This is a genomic window from Streptomyces sp. SCSIO 30461 (assembly GCF_037023745.1).
Taxonomy (GTDB): Bacteria; Actinomycetota; Actinomycetes; order Streptomycetales; family Streptomycetaceae; genus Streptomyces.
In genome coordinates, this window is sequence record NZ_CP146101.1 from 3,018,507 (window position 1) to 3,039,359 (window position 20,853).

Here is a 20,853-nt window from a genome sequence, read left to right on the forward strand (position 1 = left end):
GCGCCTCAATCGGCGGCAGCCCTCCCGGCGTCGGCCGCCCGCATCAGCGGCGCGCCGGGGCTGACCCGAGCCGGGCCGGTGAGCCCGAAGACCGCCTGTACGGAGGTCATGAGCCGGTTGGGTACGCCCCCGGGAGCGAACGACCCCACGACGAACAGCAGCGGGATCGCCGTCAGGAAGCACTGCGCGGCAAGGCGTGTGGCGGAGTCGAAGATGTCCGCGGCGACCATACGGGTCGTCAGCCGGGTCGCCACGGGGAAGCGCGCCTCGATCCGTGAGACGAGGGCGCGCGGCGAGTCCCCGTAGGCATGGAAACGGGCCGTCCACCACGCCGGGCGGGGGTGCCCGCCCCGCGCCGGAAGCGGACGTCCGGCAGGGAGAAGCCGTCCCTGACCTCCGACCGGACCACGCTTCACCGTGGTCTGTGGCCGGTCTCGCCTTCTTCCTGCAACCGTGGGGTCTGGTGGCCGCGGCGGTCACCGTGGTCATCGAGGCCGACCTGCCCCACGTCGGCACGTATCTGTTTCTGTTCGGATTCTGCCTGCTCGCGAGCGCGAGCCTGCTGGCGGCCGAGCTGTACATGATCTTCGCGCCCAAGGTCGCCGAAGCCCGGCTGAAGCGGCCGCGGGCCTGGCTCCAGCGCCACCAGGACCCGGCCGTCGTCTTCGGCTGCCTGCTGCTCGGGCTGCGGCTGACCGGCAACAGCATCTACCAACTGACGAGCTGACCGAAGGTGCGAAGCACCCAGCCGAGTGCTGCAATGGCATGCAGGGTGCCGTGCTCCCCGGACCGGCCGCGTCGTGGCCACCGAGCCGCCCCGGACCGCTGAGGCGTTGGCAAGGAGTGGTCATGATCGATGACATCGAAGAACTGGGACCTGTCGACTACCTGGTCGTGGAGTTCCCCGGCAACCGTATGACGGGCGAGGGCCTGCCCCTGCTCATCGATCTGGCCGATCGCCAGATCATTCGTATTCTCGATTTGCTGTTCGTGAGCAAGGAGACCGACGGAACCCTCACGGTCATGGAGCTGTCCGACATCGACGGCGATGTGGACCTGACCGTGTTCGAGGGTGTCTCGTCGGGGCTGCTCGGCCAGGACGATCTGGACGAGGCGGGCGCAGTCATCGAGCCGGGCAACTCCGCCGCCGTCCTCGTGTACGAGAACACCTGGGCCGCTCCGCTCGCCCAGGCGATGCGGCGCAGCGGTGCACAGCTGGTGGCCGGGGGACGCATTCCGGTCCAGGCGCTGCTCGCCTCGCTGGACGCGGTCGAAGAAGGCGGCATGTCCGGCCAGGAGACGTCAGCGGCCTGATTCCGAACCTCCGCACACCGTCGCATCCACTGGGAGATGAACATGCCAGGTCTCATCCGCGGTGTCGCCCGAACCGCCGTGATCGCGGGTACCGCCACGGCGGTTTCCAACCGTGTCTCACGGCGCCAGCAGGGCCGCTGGGCGCAGCAGGGCGAGCAGCAGCAACAGCAGCAGCAGGCGGAAGCTCCGCCGACCGCACTCACGCCTGACGACGAGATGAGCAGCAAGATCGACAAGCTCAAGGAACTCGGCGAGCTGAAAGCCCAGGGGCTGCTCACCGAGGAGGAATTCGCCGCCGAGAAGCAGAAGGTACTCGCCTGACACCTGAGCCATCACCACGCGCACACCGCGAACTCTCTCGGGGGGCCGGGAAGGGACGACCCCCATGACTCAGCCGCGGCCCAGGGCTGCCGCCTCCGGCGGCACCCAGCCGGAAGAGGCGGACCGGCTGCGGGAACTGCTCCGCACCCCGAGCTATCGCAAGACGCTGGTGTTCTCCGCGCTTCTCGGCATCCCCGTGTCGCTGATCGCGTTCTGGTTCCTCGTGGTGCTGCACGAGCTGGAACACCTGGTGTGGGACGTCCTCCCGGAGACGCTCGGCTGGTCCATTCCGCCCTGGTGGTGGCCCTTGGTGCTGCTTCCGATCGCCGGGCTCGTCGTCTCCTGGGTCGTCCTGCGACTGCCGGGCGCCGGCGGCCACATCCCCGCCTACGGGCTCCAGCCCGGCGGATCGACCTCGAAGGCGTTGCCGGGTGTGGTCATCGCCGCGGTGGCGAGTCTGCCACTGGGTGCGACGCTCGGCCCCGAAGCACCCCTGATCGCCCTGGGCGGCGGTCTCGCCCTGCTGTTCAGGGAGCTCACCCGGGCACCCGCCACACCGCAGAGCACCGCCCTGCTCGGGGCGGCCGGTGCCGCCGCCGCCATCGCGGCGATCTTCGGTAACCCGGTCGTCGGCGCCGTCCTGCTGATGGAAGTCATCGGCGTCGGCGGCCCGCAGCTCTTCGCGATCATGCTTCCGGCGCTGCTCTCCAGCGGAGTGGGCGCCCTGGTGTTCACCGGCTTCGGCCGCTGGACCGGTCTCGACACGGCGAGTCTGCGGCTCAAGCTGTCCGGCCCGTTCCCGCACCTGGACGCCGGGGATGTGCTCTGGGCGCTGCTGGTCGCCGCCGTGATCGGCGCGGTGGTGCACTACATCTTCACGGTGGGCCGGTACTTCGCCGCCCTGGTCGCGGCGCGCACCGTCCGTACGACCGTGCTGTGCGCGCTGGGCGCCGGGGTCTGCGCCGCCCTGTACACGCTGCTCACGGGCCGTTCTCCCGCCGATGTGGCCTCGTCAGGACAGGCGGCGATGGTGCAGTTGTCGGCGCACCCCCAGTCGTACGGGATCGCCGCGCTGGTCGCCGTGCTGGTGTTCAAGGGCGCCGCCTACGCACTCTGCCTCGGCAGTCTGCGGGGCGGCCCGGTGTTTCCCGCGCTGTTCTTCGGCGCCGCGGCCGGTGTGCTCGCGGCACCCCTGCCCGGTCTCGGCTTCATCCCCGGAATGGCCGTCGGTATGGCCGCGGCTTCCGCGGCGGCGCTGCGGCTGCCGGTCAGCAGTGTGGTGCTGGTGGTGATGCTGCTCGGCAGCGTCTCGATGATCCCGGTGGTGATCCTGGCCGCCGTGGTCGCCTTCGTCGTGACCGAACTCCTGCCGGCGGGACCGGGTGTCGCCCCCGGTGGCCCCCCACCGGCACAACAGGACCGGGCGGCCGGGGTGCGGGGAGCGGCGTGAGCACGCGTACGCGCATGAGCCCGGAAGCGTTCCGGACTCTCTACGAGCGGCTGCGCGAGCAGACCCGGCAGGGCCCCGGAGACCGGCGCGGCGCGCTGAACCACCTCACGCCGGACCGGATCACGGCCGCGGCGGCGGAGGTCGTCTCGGGGCGCGCGGTGTCGCTCGCCGCGCCGGTCGAGACAAGGGTCGGACCGGACAGCCCCGAACCGGCCGTCCACCGCATGACCGGTCCGGAGACGGACGACATCGGAGGTCCTGGCCTGGACTTCGCCCGCGACCGGTTCGCCATGAACGTCCACGGAGACTGCGACAGCCATCTCGACGCGCTCTGCCACGTCATCTACGACGGTTCGCTCTACAACGACGTGCCCGCTTCCACCGTCACACCGGAAGGGGCCCCCGAGCTCACCGTCGATCTCGTCGCGGACGGCGTCGTGGGACGCGGAGTGCTGCTGGACATTCCCCGGCTCAGAGGCGTGCGCTGGCTGGAGCCCGGCGACTGCGTGACAGCCGGTGATCTCGTGGCAGCCGAGGTGGAGCAGGGCGTACGGGCCGGGCCGGGGGACCTGCTGCTCGTCCGGGTCGGGCACCGGCTCAGACGCCGTGAGACCGGCGCCTGGGACGTGTCGTCGGCCCGCGCCGGTCTCCACCCGGACGCCATGGAGTTCCTGGCCGAACGCCGGGTCGCGGTGCTCGGCGGTGACGGCAACAACGACACCGCCCCCAGCCCGGTGGAGGGTGTCGCCTTCCCCGTCCACGTCCTGGCCGTCCATGCCATGGGCGTGCACCTGATGGACTACCTGCAGTTCGAGGAGCTCGCCCCGCTCTGCGCACAGGACAACCGCTGGACCTTCCTGTGCGTGATAGCACCGCTGCGGCTGCCCGCCGCCACCGGTTCGCCGGTGAACCCGATCGCGATTCTGTGAGGACGGTGGCCGTCATGAACGCCTTCCCCCATGTTGCCCGACACGTCGCCCCCCGCGCCGACCACTACGACGTCATCGTCATCGGCACCGGAGCGGGCGGTGGCACCCTGGCCCACCGTCTCGCGCCCTCCGGGAAGCGCGTACTGATGCTGGAGCGCGGTGACTACCTGCCACGGGAGCGCGACAACTGGGACTCTACGGCCGTCTTCGTCAAGGGCAAGTACCGCGCTCCCGAGTTCTGGTACGACAGGGATGGCCGGACGTTCCCACCCGAGGTCAACTACTACGTCGGCGGCAACACCAAGTTCTACGGCGCCGCACTGTTCCGGCTGCGCCCCGAGGACTTCGGCGAGCTGCGCCACCACGGCGGCATCTCCCCGGCCTGGCCGATCCGCTACGCGGACCTGGAGCCGTACTACACCCAGGCGGAGCACCTCTACCTGGTCCACGGCAGGCACGGCGAGGACCCGACGGAGGGCGCGGCGAGCAAGCAGTACGCATATCCGCCCGTCGAACACGAGCCCCGTATCCAGCAGTTGAGCGACGACCTGGAGAAGTGCGGACTGCACCCCTTCCATCTGCCGATCGGCGTCAACCTGCTCCAGGACGAGCACGGCCTGGCCACCCACTCCAGCGTGTGCATCCGCTGCGACAGGGTCGACGGCTTCCCCTGCCTGGTACGCGGCAAATCCGACGCACAGGTGATCTGTGTGGAACCGGCCCTGGAACACCCCAATGTCGAACTGGTCACCCATGCCCATGTGACGCGCCTGGAGACAGACCCGACCGGGCGCAGTGTCTCCAACGTGGTCGCCACCCTCGGTGACGGCTCGACCGCGCGGCTGTCCGCCGACGTCGTCGTGGTCTCCTGCGGCGCGGTCAACTCGGCCGTACTGCTGCTCGCCTCCGCCGACGACAACCACCCGGGTGGCCTTGCCAACAGCTCGGACACCGTGGGCCGCCACTACATGCGGCACAACAACATGGCGCTGATGGCGGTGTCCAAGGAACCCAACGACACCCGGTTCCAGAAGACCCTGGCCCTGCACGACTGGTACCTGGGCGCCGACGACTGGGACTATCCGCTCGGCGGTATGCAGATGCTCGGCAAGTCCGACGCCGAACAGATCCACGGCGAGGCACCCCGCTGGGCCGGCGCGGTGTCGCCGGACATGCCCTTCGAGGTGCTGGCCCACCACGCCGTCGACTTCTGGCTGTGCGGTGAGGACCTGCCGGCCCCGGACAACCGGGTCACCCTGGACCGGGACGGCGGGATCCACCTGGCGTTGGACGAGAAGAACAACATCGAGGGCCTGAATCGGCTGCGGCACAAACTTCGGGGCATGCTGAGCCACCTCGGCATGCACGAAGACCATCTGCTGCCGCACAGCATCTACCTGTACAAGGGCATGCCCATCGGCGCGACCGCCCATCAGGCCGGCACGGTGCGTTTCGGCCGTGATCCCGCCGACTCCGCCCTGGACACCAACTGCAAGGCACACGACCTGGACAACCTCTACGTCGTGGACACGAGCTTCTTCCCGAGCATCGGCGCCGTCAACCCGTCCCTGACGGCCATGGCCAATGCCCTCCGGGTCGGTGACCACATCATCGAGCGCCTGCGCGGTTGAGCCGCCCGGGGGAAGATCGGCCATCCAACGGCGCAACGGGCAGTGCGCCCCTGTCCCCTGACGGGTGCCCCGGTGCTTCCGTGACGTGACGCTTGCCCGCGCCGCGCGGCGGACGGCGGGACCGGAGGGACCTATCAGGGAGGCAGCGTGGATTCCCATGCCAGTGCGGGACCGCAGACGGTCGCACCTCTGCTGAAAGGGCAGAAGGCGCTGGTCACCGGAGCGAACTCGGGCATCGGCAAGGCCACCGCCCTTGCCCTGGGACGTGCGGGCGCCGATGTGGTCGTGAACTATGTGGCGGGTCGGGAAGCGGCCGAAGAGGTGGTCGCCCAGATCACTGCGCAGGGCTCGCGCGCCGCCGCCTACGAGGCCGACGTCTCCCGGGAGGACCAGGTCACGGCCATGGTGGACCGGATGGTCGAGGAGTTCGGCACCATCGACATCCTGGTCGCCAATGCCGGACTCCAGCGCGACGCCGCCTTCACCGAGATGACGCTCGCGCAGTGGCAGAAGGTGATCGACGTCAATCTGACCGGTCAGTTCCTGTGCGCGCGTGAGGCCACCAAGGAGTTCCTGCGGCGCGGAGTGGTGCCCGAGGTTTCACGTTCCGCCGGGAAGATCATCTGCATGAGCTCGGTGCACCAGATCATCCCCTGGGCAGGGCACGTCAACTACGCCTCGTCCAAGGGTGGCGTGCTGATGATGATGGAGACCCTGGCCCAGGAGCTGGCATCGAAGAAGATCCGGGTCAACGCGGTCGCCCCCGGCGCGATCAGGACACCGATCAACACCGACGCCTGGGACACCCCCGCGGCCGAGCAGGACCTGTTGAAGCTCATCCCGTACGGACGGGTCGGCGAACCAGAGGATATCGCTCACGCGGCCGTCGCCCTCGCATCCGACCTCCTGGACTACGTGGTGGGCGCCACTCTCTACGTGGACGGGGGCATGACCCTCTTCCCCGGATTCGCCACGGGCGGATGACGTGTGCCCGACTCCCTGAGGCCTTTCGTTCGGGTCAGATCGGGCTTGTGTGTCCTGGCACCGCTCCCCCTGGCTCCGCCGGGGAGACCCCATGCCTCGGTCCCGGGGGCCGGGGGAGGCCCCATGCACCAGACCCCGCTCCCCTTCCGGCCTGATCCGAACGAAAGGCCCTGAGGCACATATGCATCACGCGGTCCACCTGCTGGCGGACGCCCGGCTGCTGGCCGACGCGCCCGCGCAACTGCTCCCCGCCAGGGAGCTGATGGCGTTCACCCTGGCCTCCCACATCATCCTGGTGCCGATGGGGGTCGCGTTTCCCCTGATCACACTGATCATGCACTACCGGGGGCTGCGCACCGGCGACGCCGTCGCGCTGCTGCTCGCCCGTCGCTGGTCGGCCGTGATGGCCATCCAGTTCGCCGTCGGCGTGGTCACCGGGACCGTGCTGTCCTTCGAGTTCGGGCTGCTCTGGCCCGGGCTGATGGGCCGTTGGGGCGATGTCTTCGGCATCGGATTCGGCGTGGAGGCCTGGGCGTTCTTCCTCGAAGCAGTCCTCATCGCCATCTACCTGTACGGCTGGCGGCGGCTGCCCGCCCGCACCCACTTCCTGCTCGGTCTGCCACTGCCGCTGACCGCACTGCTCGGGGCGTTCGGCATCATCGCGGCCAACTCATGGATGAACACCCCCCAGGGCTTCACACTCGACGCCGAGGGCAACCCGGTCGACGTCGATGTCTGGGAGGCCATCTTCACCCCCATGTTCGGGCCCCAGTACTGGCACTTCGTGGTGGCGATGCTTGTCACCGCCGGCTATGTCGTCGCCGGTGTGTACGCCGTCGGCTGGCTACGCGGGCGCAGGGACCGCTACCACCGCCTGGGCTTCACCGTGCCCTTCACGGTCGCCGCGCTGTTCACCCCCGTGCAGTTCGTGCTCGGCGACGCCATCGCCCGCGCGGTGTTCCAGAAGCAGCCGGTGAAGTTCGCCGCCATGGAGATCGTCTGGGAGACGGACACCCATGTGCCGGAGTACATTTTCGGTCGGCTGCACCCCGACGGCACGGTCTCGGGGGGCATCAAGATCCCCCAACTCGACTCCATCCTCGCCGGGTTCAGCCCCGACACCAAGGTCACCGGCCTGTCGTCGGTCCCGGTGTCCGACCGGCCCAACGCCACCCAGGCCACCATCGTCCACTGGGCGTTCGACCTCATGGTGGTCATCGGTTCGCTGCTTCTCCTGCTGGCCCTCTGGTATGCCTGGATCTGGTACCGCAAGCGGCGGCTGCCTGCCTCGCGTTGGTTCTACCGCGGTGCGGCGTGCGCCGGGGTCGCCTCCGTCGTCGCGGTCGAGTGCGGCTGGGTCGCCACCGAGGTGGGCCGGCAGCCCTGGATCGTCTACCAGAACATGAGAGTGGCCGAAGCGGTCACCGCGACCAGGTCCACCAACCTCTGGATCATGTTCGGTCTGGTGATCGTCGTGTACGTCTTCATCTTCGGCTCGTTCCTTGCCCTGCTGCTCGCGATGCGCACTCGCTGGCGCCAGGCGGACGCGGGAGCGACAGGACCGCCGCTACCGGATCGTGAGCGGCCCGAGGACTTCACCCCCTACGGCCCCCGTCCCGAAGCGCGCTCCCATGAGGCCACGGCAGGACGCGGTGCCGGTCCGGGCGCCGGCGCCGACTCAGGACGAGGCGGCACCCCATGACGATCGCCGACCTCATCGCCGCCGCGCTGCTGCTCGCGGTCGCCGCCTACGCCTGCGCGGGCGGAACCGACTACGGCGCCGGATTCTGGGACCTGGTCGCCGGGGGAGCGGAGCGTGGCAAACGGCCCCGTTCGCTGATCGACCACGCCATGGCCCCTGTCTGGGAAGTCAACAACGTTTGGCTGATCTTCATCCTGGTCATCATGTGGACCGGATTCCCGGTGCTGTTCCAGACCGTGTTCTCGGCGATGTGGCTGCCGCTGGCGCTCGCCGCCGTCGGACTCGTACTGCGCGGCGCAGGATTCGCCCTGCGCAAGCCCGTGCGCCGGCTGTCCCGGCGGCGCCTGTACGGGGCGGTTTTCGCGATCTCCTCGCTCCTCACCCCGTTCTTCCTCGGCGCGGCCGTCGGCGGCATCGCCTCGGGGCGGGTGGCACCGGGCACCGAGGCATCCGCCGACGCCTGGTCCAACCCCACCTCCGTGTTCTTCGGGCTGCTCACCATCGCCGCCACCGCTTTCCTGGGCGCGGTGTTCCTGCTTTCGGACGCGAAGCGCTTCGACGAACCCGGGCTGATGGGCTACTTCAGACTCAGGGCCTGCGGCAGCCTGGCCGTCGTGGTGCTGCTCGGGGTGGCCGCGTTCGCCGTCACCCGCAATGACGCACCGCATGTCTGGCATGGCCTCACCCACGGCGCGGGCCTGGTCTTCGTGGTGCTCGCCGCGGCGTGCGCGGTCGCCACCGCCGTGGAACTGGCGCGGGGCGCCACCCGCTGGACCCGTCCGGCGGCGGTCGGTGTGGTCGCGTCGGGCGTCATCGCCTGGGGACTCGCCCAGCGCCCCTATCTGATTCCCACCTCACTGACCGTACGGGATGCGGCCGGTGACCCCACCACCATGGTCTGGCTTGCCTTCGTCACCCTTGTCGCCGTGCTTCTGGTCTGTCCCGCCGTCGTCCTGCTGTACTGGCTGGACACCCATGGCGAGCTGGAATCGCTCAGCGACAAGGACCTACGGCAGGGCGGAGCCGGGAGCTCCGCCGACGGGGTCTGACGGGGCACGCGGTGCTGAGCCCCGACGAGTTCCTGCTCGGAATCGCACTGACCGTGGTGCTCGCCGCCGGCTGCCAGATCGTGGCGAAGCGGCTCCGTATCCCGGCGCTCATCCTGCTGCTCCCGGCCGGGTTCACGGCGGGAGCGCTCACCGACGTCGTCCATCCCGACCGACTGGCCCCGCAGCAATTCCCGTCCATCGTCTCGCTGTCGGTCGCGGTGATCCTCTACGACGCCGGCCTCGGGCTGGAGATGCGCCATCTGAAGGGCCGCACCCGCTCGGTGGTGATCCGGCTGCTGGTGCTCGGGGTGCTGATCACCTGGGCGGCGGTGCTGGCGGTGGGCCCGGCGCTGTTCGGTGTCCCGGCGGCCGTCGCCCTGATGCTCGGCGTCATCCTCGTGGTCTCGGGACCCACGGTGGTGGGGCCCCTGCTCGAATACGTCCGGCCATCCGAGCGGGTGCGCCGTGTCCTCGTTTGGGAAGGTACCCTCGTCGACCCGGTCGGAGGCATCCTCGGGGCGCTGGTGTTCCACTCGATCCTGGTCGGTGGCTTCCGGGTCGGAAGAGGCTTCCATATCGGAGAGTTCTTCCTCAGTACTCTCGTCGGACTGGTCGGAGGAGCGGTCGGGGCAGCGCTGCTCTGGTTCGCGCTCGGGACCCTGCGACTCGGCGAGACTCTTGGCACACTGGTCCAACTGGCGGTCGTGGTAGGGGTGTCGGCGGTCTGCGACGTGCTGCGGGACGACACGGGACTGATCGCCGCCATCGTGGCCGGGCTCGCGGTCGCCAACCTCCGCGGGCTCGACATGCCCGCCCGGCGCCCCTTCTTCGAGACGCTGGTCCAGCTGATCATCGGCCTGCTGTTCATCTCCATCTCGGCGTCCGTCACACCGGCTTCAGTACGGCCGGTGCTGCTGCCCGCCCTCTGCCTGGTCGCACTGCTGGTACTGGTGGTACGCCCGCTCGTCGCGTTCCTGTCCACCTCACGGGTCGGGCTGGCCGGTGGTGAACGGGCGTTCATCGGCTGGATGGCACCACGCGGAATCGTCGCCGCCTCAACGGCATCGGCCTTCGCCGGCAGCCTGGACGAGGCGGGACTGCACGGCTCGGATGTGATCCTCCCCGTCACATTCCTGGTGATCGTCGGCACCGTCCTGGTGTACGCGTTCACCGCGGTGCCCGTGGCCGGCCGACTCGGTGTCTCGCGGTCCGCCAGAACCCGCCCGCTGCTGGTGGGTGGCGAATCCTGGGCGGTCGCGCTGGGCAGCTGTCTGCGGTCGGCCGGGCTCGACGTACTGATGTGGGCGGGCCCCGAAGAGCAGCGGGAGCGCATCCGCAGCGCCGGGCTCGCCCTCGCCGCGGGCGAACTGCTGGCCACCGCCACGGCACCAGGATCCCGACTGGAGGGCATCAGCGCGGTGTTCCTGCTGACCGACGACGACGACTTCAACGCCCTGGTCTCGGTCCTGGTCCAGGACAGCGTGGAGGAGACGGTGCACCGCGTCGGTCCACCGGACGACAGCACCGGCGCTGTGGCCCCGTATACCGACCGCGACGTCCTCTTCGGACCCCGGCTCATGCGCCGCACCGTCGCCGAACGCTACGAGCGAGGCGGGCGCTTCGTGCTGGCCGGGCCGGGCGGCGAGGTGCCCGCGGACCACGACCTGCTGTTCGTGGTCCGTGCCAACGGCCGACTGGACCCGGCCACCGCGACACATCCGGTGCGCCCGGGCCCGTTTGACAGGACGGTGCTGCTGAGCCCCGGCCCTTGAGGCATCGGCGCCGAGCCTCCGAGCGTCCTGCGGAAGGTCAGAGTCCGGCTTCGGCCACACCCGGCCGGAGCAGTTCGATCAGCGGAGTGACACCGGGCAGGCCGTCGAGGCCGAGTACCGTCTCCTCCAGCGCCGCGGCGCGCGCCGGGTCGATCACCGGTCGGGTCAGGGCGCGGTACTTGTCGACGATCTCGGCGTTGGTCAGCTGGTTCTCACCGACGCCACGAGGGTGGACCACCTCGGCCTCGTGGACGGTGCCGTCGTCCAGGGTGATCCTCACCCGGGTGGCGAGTTGTCGGTCCAGCCCCTTGTCGTAGGCGGGGTCGTGATGGGTCCCCGTCCGCGCCATCAGCCGCCACACATCGTCGCGGGAGGCTCTCTCGGCGGTGAACTGCTCCGGCAGACCGGCCCCGTCGAGCAGCACCACGGCCACTCCATAAGCGAGGTTCATCTGGGCACCGATCGGCTCCAGAGGGCGGCTCGCCGTCCAGCCGCATTTCTCGTACATGCCCTGAGCGAGGTCGATCCTGATCCCGTTGATCTCGGACGGGTCGATGCGGTGCTCGTCGCGCAGGCGAAGCGCGGCGTCCATCGCGGCGTGCATACCGCCGCAGGCGGCGTACGGCTTGACTGCGATACGGGTCGTCTCCCAGACGTCGCCCAGATCAGCGGTGAGGCATGCGGGGTCGGGCGCGGGGTCCTGGCCCTGGCCGAAGGTGGAGAGGAAGCCGCCGTAGTCGCGTTCGAAGACCCGCTTGATGCCGATGTAGCCCTGCGCGGCCAGGGCGGCGGCGACCAGTCCGTTGCGGGCCGTGAAGCCGTGGTGCATGCGCTTGACCATGGACTCGAACTGCACCGACATGAGGCCGCCGGCCTGGGTGCAGGCCATTCCGAGTGCGTCCTCGAACGCGGCGGCGTCCAGTTCGTAAAGGCAGCCGACCGCGGCGGCTGCCGCCGGCCCCCCGAAGACCGTGCCCGAGTGCCAGCCGCGGATCATGATGTCCGATCCGTGCAGGGCCATTCCCACCCGCGGGCCGACCTCGTAGCCCAGGATCGCCGCGAGCAGGAACCGTGCGCCGGTCAGGTCCGGGTGTCGGGCCGCGGTGGCCAGCAGCGGCGGCAGGATCAGGGCGTTGCTGTGCAGGGGGCCGAACGGATGGTAGTCGTCGAGTTCGAACCCCTGGATGAAGCCGGAGTTGAGCATCGTCGCCGTCAACGGACCGGCGGTGAGGCCGCCCCAGCCGATGATCGCGGCGTCACCCGTGCCGTCCAGGGCGGTGAGCGCCTCGACAGCGACTTTCGAAGTCGGCAGCCGCGCACCCACCAGCGCGCAGCCGACCCCGTCAAGCAGCAGATGCCTGGCCCGCTCCCGCACCGGCTCGGGCACCTCGTCCAGCGTGGTGGTGGCAAGCCATGTCGCCAGCCGTCCGGTCGGGCCGGTGGGATCACTTGCGGCGGAACCCCGGCCGGGGTGAGGTGTGGTGGCGTGCATGTCCCATTGTCGGTCCAGGCGCTCGACGGCGGTGGCGCGGCACGCTCGACACGATCACCCGAACGGACGCCGGAGGGCGGGGTACGCCGACGGGTTCCGGCGTACCCCGCCCTGGGACGAGGCCGGCCGCGGGAGGTACCCCGCGCTGTCACGGGGCCTACTTCGGGTCGTGGTCGAACATGGCCAGCGGCCTGTCGAACAGGATGATGGCCAGGATGCTGGTCTGTCCCTACACCACCGACGAGGGCAGTCTCACCGCGTCCGAGCTCGTCGAGCGGCTCCGGGTCAGCCCGGCGTCGATCTCCAAGGCGATCGCGTTCCTCGAAAGCCAGAGCCTCGTACGCCGTGAACGCGACCAACGTCGCCGCGAGCGCTACATCGTCGACGACGACGTCTGGTACCAGTCGATGCTCGCCAGTGCCCGCGCCAACGCGCGACTCGTGGAGATCGCGCGCCAGCGCGCCGGCGTACTCGGTGGCGACACCCCCGCCGCGGTCCGTCTGGAGAACGTCGCCCGCTTCCCGGACTTCGTCACCGAGAGCATCACCCGCGCGACGGAGCAAGCTCGCGAACTCCTCTATGCCAAGCCGGAGCCGGCTCCGGACGTGAGGCGGTCCGACGGGGACGGGGAGCGCTGTGACGGGGTGCTGATGCGCTCCCGAATCACCGCTCCGCCCGCCCGTCGGCGGCCACGAGCAGCTCCTCAGAGGAACGACCCCGCGCCTTTACCCGAGATCGGCACCCCGTCCGCCTCCCTGCGGTTGAGCTCCTTGTCCAGGGTCAGCGCTGTGTCGATGAACGCCAGATGCGTGAACGCCTGCGGGAAATTGCCGAGTTGCCGACCCGTCAGGTCGATCTCCTCGGAGTACAGTCCCAGGTGGTTCGCGTACGTCAGCATCTTCTCCAGCACGAGCCTGGACTGGTTCAGCCGACCCGCCCGCGCCAGCGCGTCCACATAGGTGAACGTGCAGAGCGAGAAGGTGCCTTCGGAGCCGCTCAGTCCGTCGGGTGATGCCTCCGGGTTGTAGCGGTAGACCAGGCTGTCGTTGACGAGTTCGCGATCCATGGCGTCGAGTGTGGAGGTCCACATCGGATCGTCCGGGGTGATGAACCCGACCGTGGACATCCGCAGCAGTGACGAGTCGAGGACATCGCTGCCGTACTGCTGGACGAACGCTCCGCGTCCGGGATCCCAGCCCCGGGCCATGACCTGCTCGTAGAGTTTGTCGCGCTCCGTGCTCCAGCGTGCCAGCGAGGCCGGACGTCCGCTCGCGACCGCGAGTCGAAGGGCCCGGTCGAAGGCGACCCAGGACATCACACGCCCGTAGGTGAAGTCCTTGCGTCCGCCCCTGGTCTCCCACATGCCCTCCTCGGGCTGGTCCCAGTTGTCGCTGAGCCAGTCGACGAGGGTGCGCAGGGAGGTCCAGCCGCGGTGGTCGAGTTGGATGCCCCGCTCATGGGCGAAGAAGATGCTGTCCAGCGCCTCGCCGTAGATGTCGAGCTGGAGCTGGGTGGCCGCCCCGTTGCCGATACGCACCGGATTGGATCCCGCGTAGCCCTCCCAGTGGTCGAGTGTCTCCTCGACCAGGTCGGAGGATCCGTCGACCCGGTACATGATGTTCAACGGGTCCGAGGAGTCAGGTCGTACCGCCTGTTCGTGCACGCGGTCGCGCAGCCAGCCGATGAACGCCGCGGCCTCCTCTGTGAAACCCAGACCCAGCAGGGCGTAGACGGAGAAAGAGGCGTCGCGGATCCAGGTGAAGCGGTAGTCCCAGTTTCGCTCCCCGCCCAACTGCTCGGGCAGCCCGGCGGTGGGGGCCGCCACCAGGGCGCCGCTCGGGGCGTAGGTCATGAGCTTCAGTGTCACGGCCGAGCGTTCCACCGCCTCCCGCCAGCGGCCGGAGTAGCGGGACTGGCGCAGCCAGGTGCGCCAGAACTGGACGGTGTCCTCGAACAGGTCCACGAACTCGTTGTGGGTGATGTGCCGTGGCGGCCCGTCGGCGAAGGTCTCGATGACCACGCCCCGCTCCTGCCCCGCCTGGAGGGTCAGTTTGAAGTGCAGGTCCTGGTCGTCGCCGATGAAGACGGGCACCAGTCGTACGTCCTCGGGCTCACGCACCGCGTGCACCGTCAGTTCCATCCCCTCGGCCGCGAACACGGCGCCCTTCTCGGTGAAGTGCAGCTTGTGCGGCTTGCGGCCGTAGTCGAAGCGGGGGGCGATGTCCACGTCGAAAGTGAGGCTCCCCCGTACGCAGCGCAGCAGGCGTACGAGGCGGTGCCGGTCGGTGGCCGACGTCCCGGTCACGGGCATGAAGTCGATGACCTCGCCCGCGCCGCCCTCGGTCATGAAGCGGGTGACGAGGATCGCGGTGTCCGGCAGGTACAGCTGCTTTGTGGAGTACGTCGTGTCGGTCGGGGTGACCTTGAAGTGCCCGCCCTTCTCGTTGTCCAGCAGTGCCCCGAAGATGCTGGGCGAATCGAACCGCGGAGTGCAGTACCAGTCGATGGTTCCGTTGGTGGTGACCAGTGCTGCCGTCTGGAGGTCACCGATCAGACCGTGGTCCTCGATCAGGGGGTAGTCGCCCATCCTTGAGCCCCTTTCGCCCCGGGCCGGAGGCGGACGCCGCCTCTAGCCACTCCATCAGCTTAGACAATCAGGGCATTGAGGGCTTTTCGGGGCGATTAGTGCTTCTCCGGATGCGGCACTACCGTGGAGGAGCGCGAGGAGAAGCGTGCAGAGGGACGGCGTGCAGGGCACGAAGAGCGCGCTGAGCAGCCGCGTCAGGTGATCCCGGGGGTGCGACGCCCATGATGTCCTGGGCCACGGTCTTCCAGTTGAGGCAGTACACCAAGGCGAGCCTGTGGATCGTGCCGTTGCTCGGGGTCGTTCTCGGCGCGCTGCTCGCCGACGTCGCGGTATGGGTCGACAGCAACGTCGACGTCCCTCCTGGCTGGGAGTACTCCGCGACCACCGCGAGCAGTGTGCTCAGCTCCATTGTCGGGGCGATGATCGCTCTGCTCGGATTCGTCGTCACCATCGGTGTCCTCGTGGTCCAGCAGGCCACGGGCACCCTGTCCCCCCGCTATATGCGCCTGTGGTACCGCGACCGCCTGCAGAAGGTCGTGCTCGCGACCTTCACCGGGACGTTCTCCTTCTCCTTCTCCCTGCTGCGCAACGTCGAGGCCGACTTCGTGCCCGACATCGGGGTGACGCTGGCGGGTGCCGCCGTCGCCGTGAGCCTGGTGCTGTTGCTGGTCTACCTCAACCGGTTCATCCACAACCTCAGGCCGGTCGCCATCGCCTCCCTGGTGGTGCGGTCCGGGCAGCGGGTGCTCGACGGGGGGACCGCGCTGGCGCGGAGCGGGGCGCTGCAGCCCGCCGCGCCGGGGGGCGAGCCGCTCCCCGGCGCGGCGGCGGGACCGGTGACCCCGGTCGTCACCGAACGGGGCGGCACGGTCCAGGGTCTCCAGGCGGCCCGGCTGAAGGCCGAGGCCGAGCGCCACGACTGCGTGCTCGTGCTGCCGATGAGGATCGGCGACTTCGTGCCGCCGGGCGCCACGCTGATCGAGATCCACGGGGGGACGCGGCCCGATTCACGTGTTCTGAGCGGCTACATCGCCCTAGGTGTCGAACGTACGATCGAACAGGATCCCGCCTTCGCCCTGCGTATCCTGGTGGACATCGCCATCAGGGCACTGTCACCCGCCGTCAACGACCCCACGACCGCCGTCCAGGTGCTGAACCACATCGAGGCCTTCCTGCACACTGCGGGCAGGATGGAGCTGGCTCCCGACTACGTCGTCCATGACAGCCGGGGGCTGCCCCGACTCGTGGTGCCAGGGCGGTCCTGGGAGGACTTCTTCCAGCTGGCGGTGACCGAGATCCGCGAATACGGCTCCTCCTCCATCCAGGTCTGCCGGCGGCTGCGGGCCGTACTGCACGGTCTGCTCACCGTCCTGCCCGAGGACCGCGGCGTGACAGTGCGCACAGAGCTGGGTCTGCTCGACCGCGCGGTGCGGCAGGCCTTCCCCGATCCGATACGGCAGGCCATGGCGCTCACTCCCGACCGTCAGGGCATCGGAGGCGGAGCGGGAGGGCTCGGCTCCGATGCGCCGGGAACCGGCAGGCGCGCCGGGTCCGGTGTGGTCGCGGATGGCACAATCGGGCACGGCGGGCACCGTCCGCCTCCGCCGACCGGACCATAACGACCACTCACAGGGAAGCCGTGAGCACGTACCGTGACTTCGCCCACAGGGGCGCCGCCAGGGCCACCGCCCTGCGGACCGCCGGCACACGGGAGCGGCGCTCGCACCTCACCGCACCGCGCGTTCCCACCGTGGGGATCGACATCGGCGGTACGAAGGTGATGGCCGGTGTCGTCGACGCCGACGGCGTCATCCTGGAGAAGGTGCGTACCGAGACCCCTGACAAGTCCAAGAGCCCCAAGGTGGTCGAGGACGTCATCGTCGAGCTGGTACTCGACCTCTCCGACCGCCACGACGTGCACGCCGTCGGCATCGGAGCGGCGGGCTGGGTGGACGCCGACCGTTCCAGGGTGCTCTTCGCGCCCCACCTCGCCTGGCGCAACGAACCCCTGCGCGACTCCCTGGAGAAGCGCCTCGTCGTCCCCGTCATGGTGGACAACGACGCCAACACCGCCGCCTGGGCGGAGTGGCGCTTCGGCGCCGGCCGAGGCGAGGACCATCTGGTCATGATCACGCTCGGTACCGGTATCGGAGGGGCGATCCTGGAGGGCGGGCAGGTCAAACGGGGCAAGTACGGGGTCGCCGGGGAGTTCGGCCATATGCAGGTCGTACCCGGCGGGCACCGCTGCCCCTGCGGCAACCGCGGTTGCTGGGAGCAGTACAGCTCCGGCAACGCGCTCGTGCGCGAGGCCCGCGAACTGGCCGCGGCCGACTCCCCGGTCGCCTACAACATCATCGAGCGGGTCAAGGGCAGCGTCCCCGACATCACCGGACCGCTGATCACCGAGCTCGCCCGAGAGGGCGACGCCATGTGCGTCGAGCTGCTCCAGGACATCGGTCAGTGGCTCGGCGTCGGCATCGCCAATCTCGCGGCGGCGCTCGATCCCTCCTGCTTCGTCATCGGCGGCGGTGTCAGCGCGGCCGACGATCTGCTGATCGGCCCCGCCCGGGACGCCTTCCGACGTCATCTCACCGGCCGCGGCTACCGGCCCGAAGCACGGATCGCCAAGGCCCAGCTCGGCCCGGACGCCGGGATGGTCGGCGCCGCCGACCTCGCCCGACTGATCGCCCGCCGCTTCCGGCGCGCCAACCGGCGCCGCGTCGAACGGCATGAGCGGTACGAGCGCTACGCCCAGGCACTGCGCAACCCCGGCGCGAGCAACGGCAACAGCAACAGCTACGGGGGCGCGAGCGGCGACATCGGCCGCACGGACGGCGCCGCCGACAGCGGTACCCCTCGCACCACCCCTCAGGAACCCTCCTCATGACCCTGCCCCGACAGTCCGCACAGCACCCGGAGAGCGCGCACCCGGACGACGCCGGAAACGCCGTGCGTCCGCCGGAGGTTCGGCGGCACATGATCCTGCGCCGCTGTCTGACACTGCTGGTCATCGTGCTGCTCATCGGCATCCCGGCCGGATATCTGGTGATCTCCGCCGAACAGAGCCGGGACAGCGGCCGGGACAAGGAGCGCGAGTCGTCCGCGACCGGTCTGCGGGAGAGTTGGCCGTCCAAGATGAAGCGCCGGGTCTTCGAGGTGCCCATCCCAGCGAAGTCCACCGAGGTCGCCTACTACGAGACCTCCAACTGGAAGTCGAGCCGGCTCTTCGTCACCTTCCGGACCACCGCAGTGGGCCTCGACCGCTTCCTCAACCGGGTCGGCACCACCCGGTCCGAACTGACGACCGGCGAAGTCACGATCAACGAGCGCGACGCTGCCACGGCGGGCTGGACCTTCGGTCCGGAGACCTACTGGTCGGGCACCACCCACTCGCAGCCGGACCCCCGGCCCACCCAGGACATCACGGTCGATCTGACCGATCCGTCATCACCCAGGGTCTTCGTCGTCTCGACCACCACTCCCTGAACCCGCGACCCCGGCCACGGTCTCCCGACCGGGGCCAACGTCGGAGCCACGCCGCGGGATCGGCCTTGCCTGCGACTTCTCCCGAGCTCTACGGTCACGGCATGCGAAGACGCCGTGACCAGTCCGGAGAACCATCGGCACCGCCAGATGCCTCGAACGCGATCGCGATCACCCTTCGGGAAGTGGTGGCGCTCGTGGAGACCTTCGAGTACGCCCATGCGCAGATCGCCATGCGGAGCGATGCCGACGACCACACCGTCGCGAAGGCCAGCGGTTCCCATCTGATCCCGGCCCTGTACGCGCGAGCCGGTTTCGCCGCCGGGAGGGAGAGCGATCGGATCCCCCTGCTCGTGAGCGAGCTGGGTTCGCTTGAGGCCGCTGTGCTCAACCTGGAGTCCTACGGGGGGCATGAGGCCGAGTTGTGCCTGGGCTATGGCATGCTCGACAGTCTGGGGAACCGCGAAGCCGGTGCCGGTCTCCTTCGCTCGGTGCACGGAATCCTGGCCTTCGCCGACGAGGCGGCGGACCCGGTCCAGGACGTCAGCGTCTGAGTGCCGACTCCGCCGCGCCCATCGCCGCTTGAGCAACCTTCGCAGGCACCGGGCGGTCTTGCCGGATGCCGAGGCACCGCTGAGTGCCTGAGCGAGGATGACGATGACGAATCCGAACACCATCGTGACGTGGGTGGACGCACGCGAGAGGCTGCCTCGGAGCGGTGCGCCGGTGGCGGCGGCGATCACGGGCCGGTACCCGGCTGGCGGCGCCGATCAGTCCCGTGGCGCGTTGGGGGGAGGAGTTCTGGCTGGTGAGGCCGATGTGTTTCACCACGCTGCACTTCAGCGAGGACGGGGCAGAACACCGGGACTGCTTCGTCGACTCCGATGGGATCGTCCGTCTTCCCTACGGCCGTGGCGATGCGGAAACCGTGACCCACTGGGCCGAGCTGCCCACCCTTCCAGGCGGTACCACCCACGTCGTACTCGGAGAAGACGTGCCGTCAGCTCTCCGGAATGCATGGGACGCTCGTCGCCTCGCCTGAGCCGATCTCCCGTACCGCGCAGTCGGATCCGTAGGCTTTGGCGAGTACGCGCACCACGGCGGCCATGGCCTGGCGCAGTTCGGCCGGCGCGACGACCTCTACGTCGACACCGAGCCGTAGCAACTCCCCGCAGGCGTGTTCGGTGCTCTCGATCGGGATGACCGCCTCGACCCATCCCTCGTCGTCGGCGGCGGTCGCGGTGGATGCGGCGGCTCTCACCACATCCGGGGGGACGTTGTCGGGCAGGCGTCGGCGTCCCCTCGGTGACAGGCGGATGGTGGCTGTACCGGTGTGGCGGCGTGCGTGGAAATCGTCGAGGTAGGTGCCCCAATGGGCGGCCAGGTCGAAGTCCCGCGGCCGGTCGAACCGCTCGTCGCTCAGCGCCGCATCGAGGACCTGGGTGACCCGATAGGTCGCGATCCGCTGCTTCACGGCGGCGACGAGGTACCAGATACCGGACTTGAGCACCAGGCCGTAGGGCCGAAGGCGGCGGTGCACTTCCTGCGGCGCGCGCCAGCGGCGGTAGCGCACGTCCACCGCACGCCGGGTGAGCACCGCGTCGACCAACACGGGCAGACACGGCGTCTGTTCGTGTTCGCGATACCAACCTGGAGCGTCCAGGTGGAACACCGCCGCGGTCCGCGCGGCCTCGTCGCGCAGCCCCGTCGGCAGAGCCGCCAACAGCTTCAGTCGTGCCGCTGTCACCTCAGCCGCGAGCCCCAGGTCGGCGGCGGGGCCCGGCAGCCCGGCGAAGAACAGCGCCCGTGCCTCGCCCTCGCTCATCCCGGTCAGGCGAGTGTGATAGCCGTCGACCAGCTGGTATCCGCCTCCGCGGCCCGGTTCCGCGTAGACCGGCACCCCGACGTCCTGCAGACGCGCCAAATCGCGATAAGCGGTGCGCACGGACACGCCGAGCTCGTCAGCGAGCCCTTGCGCGGACATGCGGCCCCGGGATTGCAGCAACAGCAGCACCGACAGCAGTCGACCGGCAGACATGGGCGCATTCTCCCAGGAAACCCTGACAGCACCTGACACATGGCTCGCCTACCGTCGGCTCGCACCCGGCACCCCGCCGAACGAGCCGGGACGACGCGTCC

At 69.5% G+C, this 20,853-nt stretch carries 19 protein-coding genes and 1 pseudogene; 16 read left to right on the top strand and 4 right to left on the bottom strand.

Annotated features, from left to right (window positions below):
- Window positions 1-5: 5 nt before the first annotated feature.
- A complete protein-coding gene (locus V1460_RS13285) occupies window positions 6-254 on the bottom strand; it encodes a hypothetical protein (protein WP_338673930.1) in 249 nt (82 codons plus the stop codon).
- A 20-nt stretch (window positions 255-274) separates the two neighbouring features.
- Here V1460_RS13285 and V1460_RS13290 point away from each other — a divergent pair, with 20 nt between their 5' ends.
- From V1460_RS13290 to V1460_RS13335, 10 genes are all read left to right on the top strand, one after another.
- The gene (locus V1460_RS13290) at window positions 275-727 is read left to right on the top strand and encodes a GAP family protein (RefSeq protein ID WP_338673931.1); all 453 of its coding nucleotides are present in this window, start codon (window positions 275-277) and stop codon (window positions 725-727) included.
- A gap of 122 nt (window positions 728-849) precedes the next feature.
- Window positions 850-1,314, top strand: coding sequence for a DUF6325 family protein (locus tag V1460_RS13295; RefSeq protein ID WP_338673932.1), 465 nt, complete (start codon window positions 850-852; stop codon window positions 1,312-1,314).
- A 42-nt stretch (window positions 1,315-1,356) separates the two neighbouring features.
- A complete protein-coding gene (locus V1460_RS13300) occupies window positions 1,357-1,635 on the top strand; it encodes an SHOCT domain-containing protein (protein WP_338673933.1) in 279 nt (92 codons plus the stop codon).
- 64 nt (window positions 1,636-1,699) lie between these two features.
- Complete coding sequence (locus tag V1460_RS13305; RefSeq protein ID WP_338673934.1) at window positions 1,700-3,085, top strand: chloride channel protein; 1,386 nt, start codon at window positions 1,700-1,702, stop codon at window positions 3,083-3,085.
- Window positions 3,086-3,099: 14 nt separating this feature from the next.
- The gene (locus tag V1460_RS13310) at window positions 3,100-4,014 is read left to right on the top strand and encodes a cyclase family protein (RefSeq protein WP_338678027.1); all 915 of its coding nucleotides are present in this window, start codon (window positions 3,100-3,102) and stop codon (window positions 4,012-4,014) included.
- Window positions 4,015-4,028: 14 nt separating this feature from the next.
- A complete protein-coding gene (locus V1460_RS13315) occupies window positions 4,029-5,645 on the top strand; it encodes a GMC family oxidoreductase (protein WP_338673935.1) in 1,617 nt (538 codons plus the stop codon).
- Between the two features lie 147 nt (window positions 5,646-5,792).
- On the top strand, window positions 5,793-6,629 hold the full coding sequence (locus V1460_RS13320; protein WP_338673936.1) for an SDR family oxidoreductase: 837 nt from the start codon (window positions 5,793-5,795) through the stop codon (window positions 6,627-6,629).
- A 181-nt stretch (window positions 6,630-6,810) separates the two neighbouring features.
- On the top strand, window positions 6,811-8,331 hold the full coding sequence (locus V1460_RS13325; protein WP_338673937.1) for a cytochrome ubiquinol oxidase subunit I: 1,521 nt from the start codon (window positions 6,811-6,813) through the stop codon (window positions 8,329-8,331).
- Entirely contained in the window at window positions 8,328-9,380 is a 1,053-nt protein-coding gene (locus tag V1460_RS13330) for a cytochrome d ubiquinol oxidase subunit II (protein WP_338673938.1), read from the top strand. The genes V1460_RS13325 and V1460_RS13330 overlap by 4 nt, the downstream gene beginning before the upstream one ends.
- Before the next feature lie 14 nt (window positions 9,381-9,394).
- Window positions 9,395-11,152, top strand: coding sequence for a cation:proton antiporter (locus tag V1460_RS13335; RefSeq protein WP_338678028.1), 1,758 nt, complete (start codon window positions 9,395-9,397; stop codon window positions 11,150-11,152).
- A 37-nt stretch (window positions 11,153-11,189) separates the two neighbouring features.
- Here the strand turns inward: V1460_RS13335 and V1460_RS13340 are convergent, their stop codons facing one another.
- Window positions 11,190-12,644, bottom strand: a complete 1,455-nt coding sequence (locus V1460_RS13340) for an MmgE/PrpD family protein (protein ID WP_338673939.1) — start codon at window positions 12,642-12,644, stop codon at window positions 11,190-11,192.
- A gap of 179 nt (window positions 12,645-12,823) precedes the next feature.
- On the opposite strand from V1460_RS13340, the pseudogene V1460_RS13345 reads away from it, so the two are divergent.
- Window positions 12,824-13,243 (top strand): annotated as a pseudogene (locus tag V1460_RS13345) (MarR family transcriptional regulator); the annotation flags it as partial.
- 104 nt (window positions 13,244-13,347) lie between these two features.
- Here V1460_RS13345 and V1460_RS13350 read toward each other — a convergent pair.
- Entirely contained in the window at window positions 13,348-15,231 is a 1,884-nt protein-coding gene (locus V1460_RS13350; protein ID WP_338673940.1) for a glycoside hydrolase family 15 protein, read from the bottom strand.
- Between the two features lie 221 nt (window positions 15,232-15,452).
- On the opposite strand from V1460_RS13350, the gene V1460_RS13355 reads away from it, so the two are divergent.
- The 5 genes from V1460_RS13355 (at window position 15,453) to V1460_RS13375 (ending at window position 19,756) form a co-directional block, all read left to right on the top strand.
- Window positions 15,453-16,850, top strand: coding sequence for a DUF2254 domain-containing protein (locus V1460_RS13355; RefSeq protein WP_338673941.1), 1,398 nt, complete (start codon window positions 15,453-15,455; stop codon window positions 16,848-16,850).
- Window positions 16,851-16,870: 20 nt separating this feature from the next.
- Window positions 16,871-18,118: an ROK family glucokinase gene (locus V1460_RS13360; RefSeq protein WP_338673942.1), complete on the top strand. Its 1,248-nt coding sequence runs from the start codon at window positions 16,871-16,873 to the stop codon at window positions 18,116-18,118.
- On the top strand, window positions 18,115-18,717 hold the full coding sequence (locus tag V1460_RS13365) for a hypothetical protein (protein WP_338673943.1): 603 nt from the start codon (window positions 18,115-18,117) through the stop codon (window positions 18,715-18,717). Before V1460_RS13360 ends, V1460_RS13365 begins: the two co-directional genes overlap by 4 nt.
- Before the next feature lie 101 nt (window positions 18,718-18,818).
- Window positions 18,819-19,268: a hypothetical protein gene (locus tag V1460_RS13370; protein ID WP_338673944.1), complete on the top strand. Its 450-nt coding sequence runs from the start codon at window positions 18,819-18,821 to the stop codon at window positions 19,266-19,268.
- Window positions 19,269-19,531: 263 nt separating this feature from the next.
- Complete coding sequence (locus V1460_RS13375; protein WP_338678029.1) at window positions 19,532-19,756, top strand: AQJ64_40280 family protein; 225 nt, start codon at window positions 19,532-19,534, stop codon at window positions 19,754-19,756.
- Here V1460_RS13375 and V1460_RS13380 read toward each other — a convergent pair.
- The gene (locus V1460_RS13380; protein ID WP_338673945.1) at window positions 19,715-20,752 is read right to left on the bottom strand and encodes a WYL domain-containing protein; all 1,038 of its coding nucleotides are present in this window, start codon (window positions 20,750-20,752) and stop codon (window positions 19,715-19,717) included. The genes V1460_RS13375 and V1460_RS13380 overlap by 42 nt on opposite strands.
- Between the last annotated feature and the right edge of the window lie 101 nt (window positions 20,753-20,853).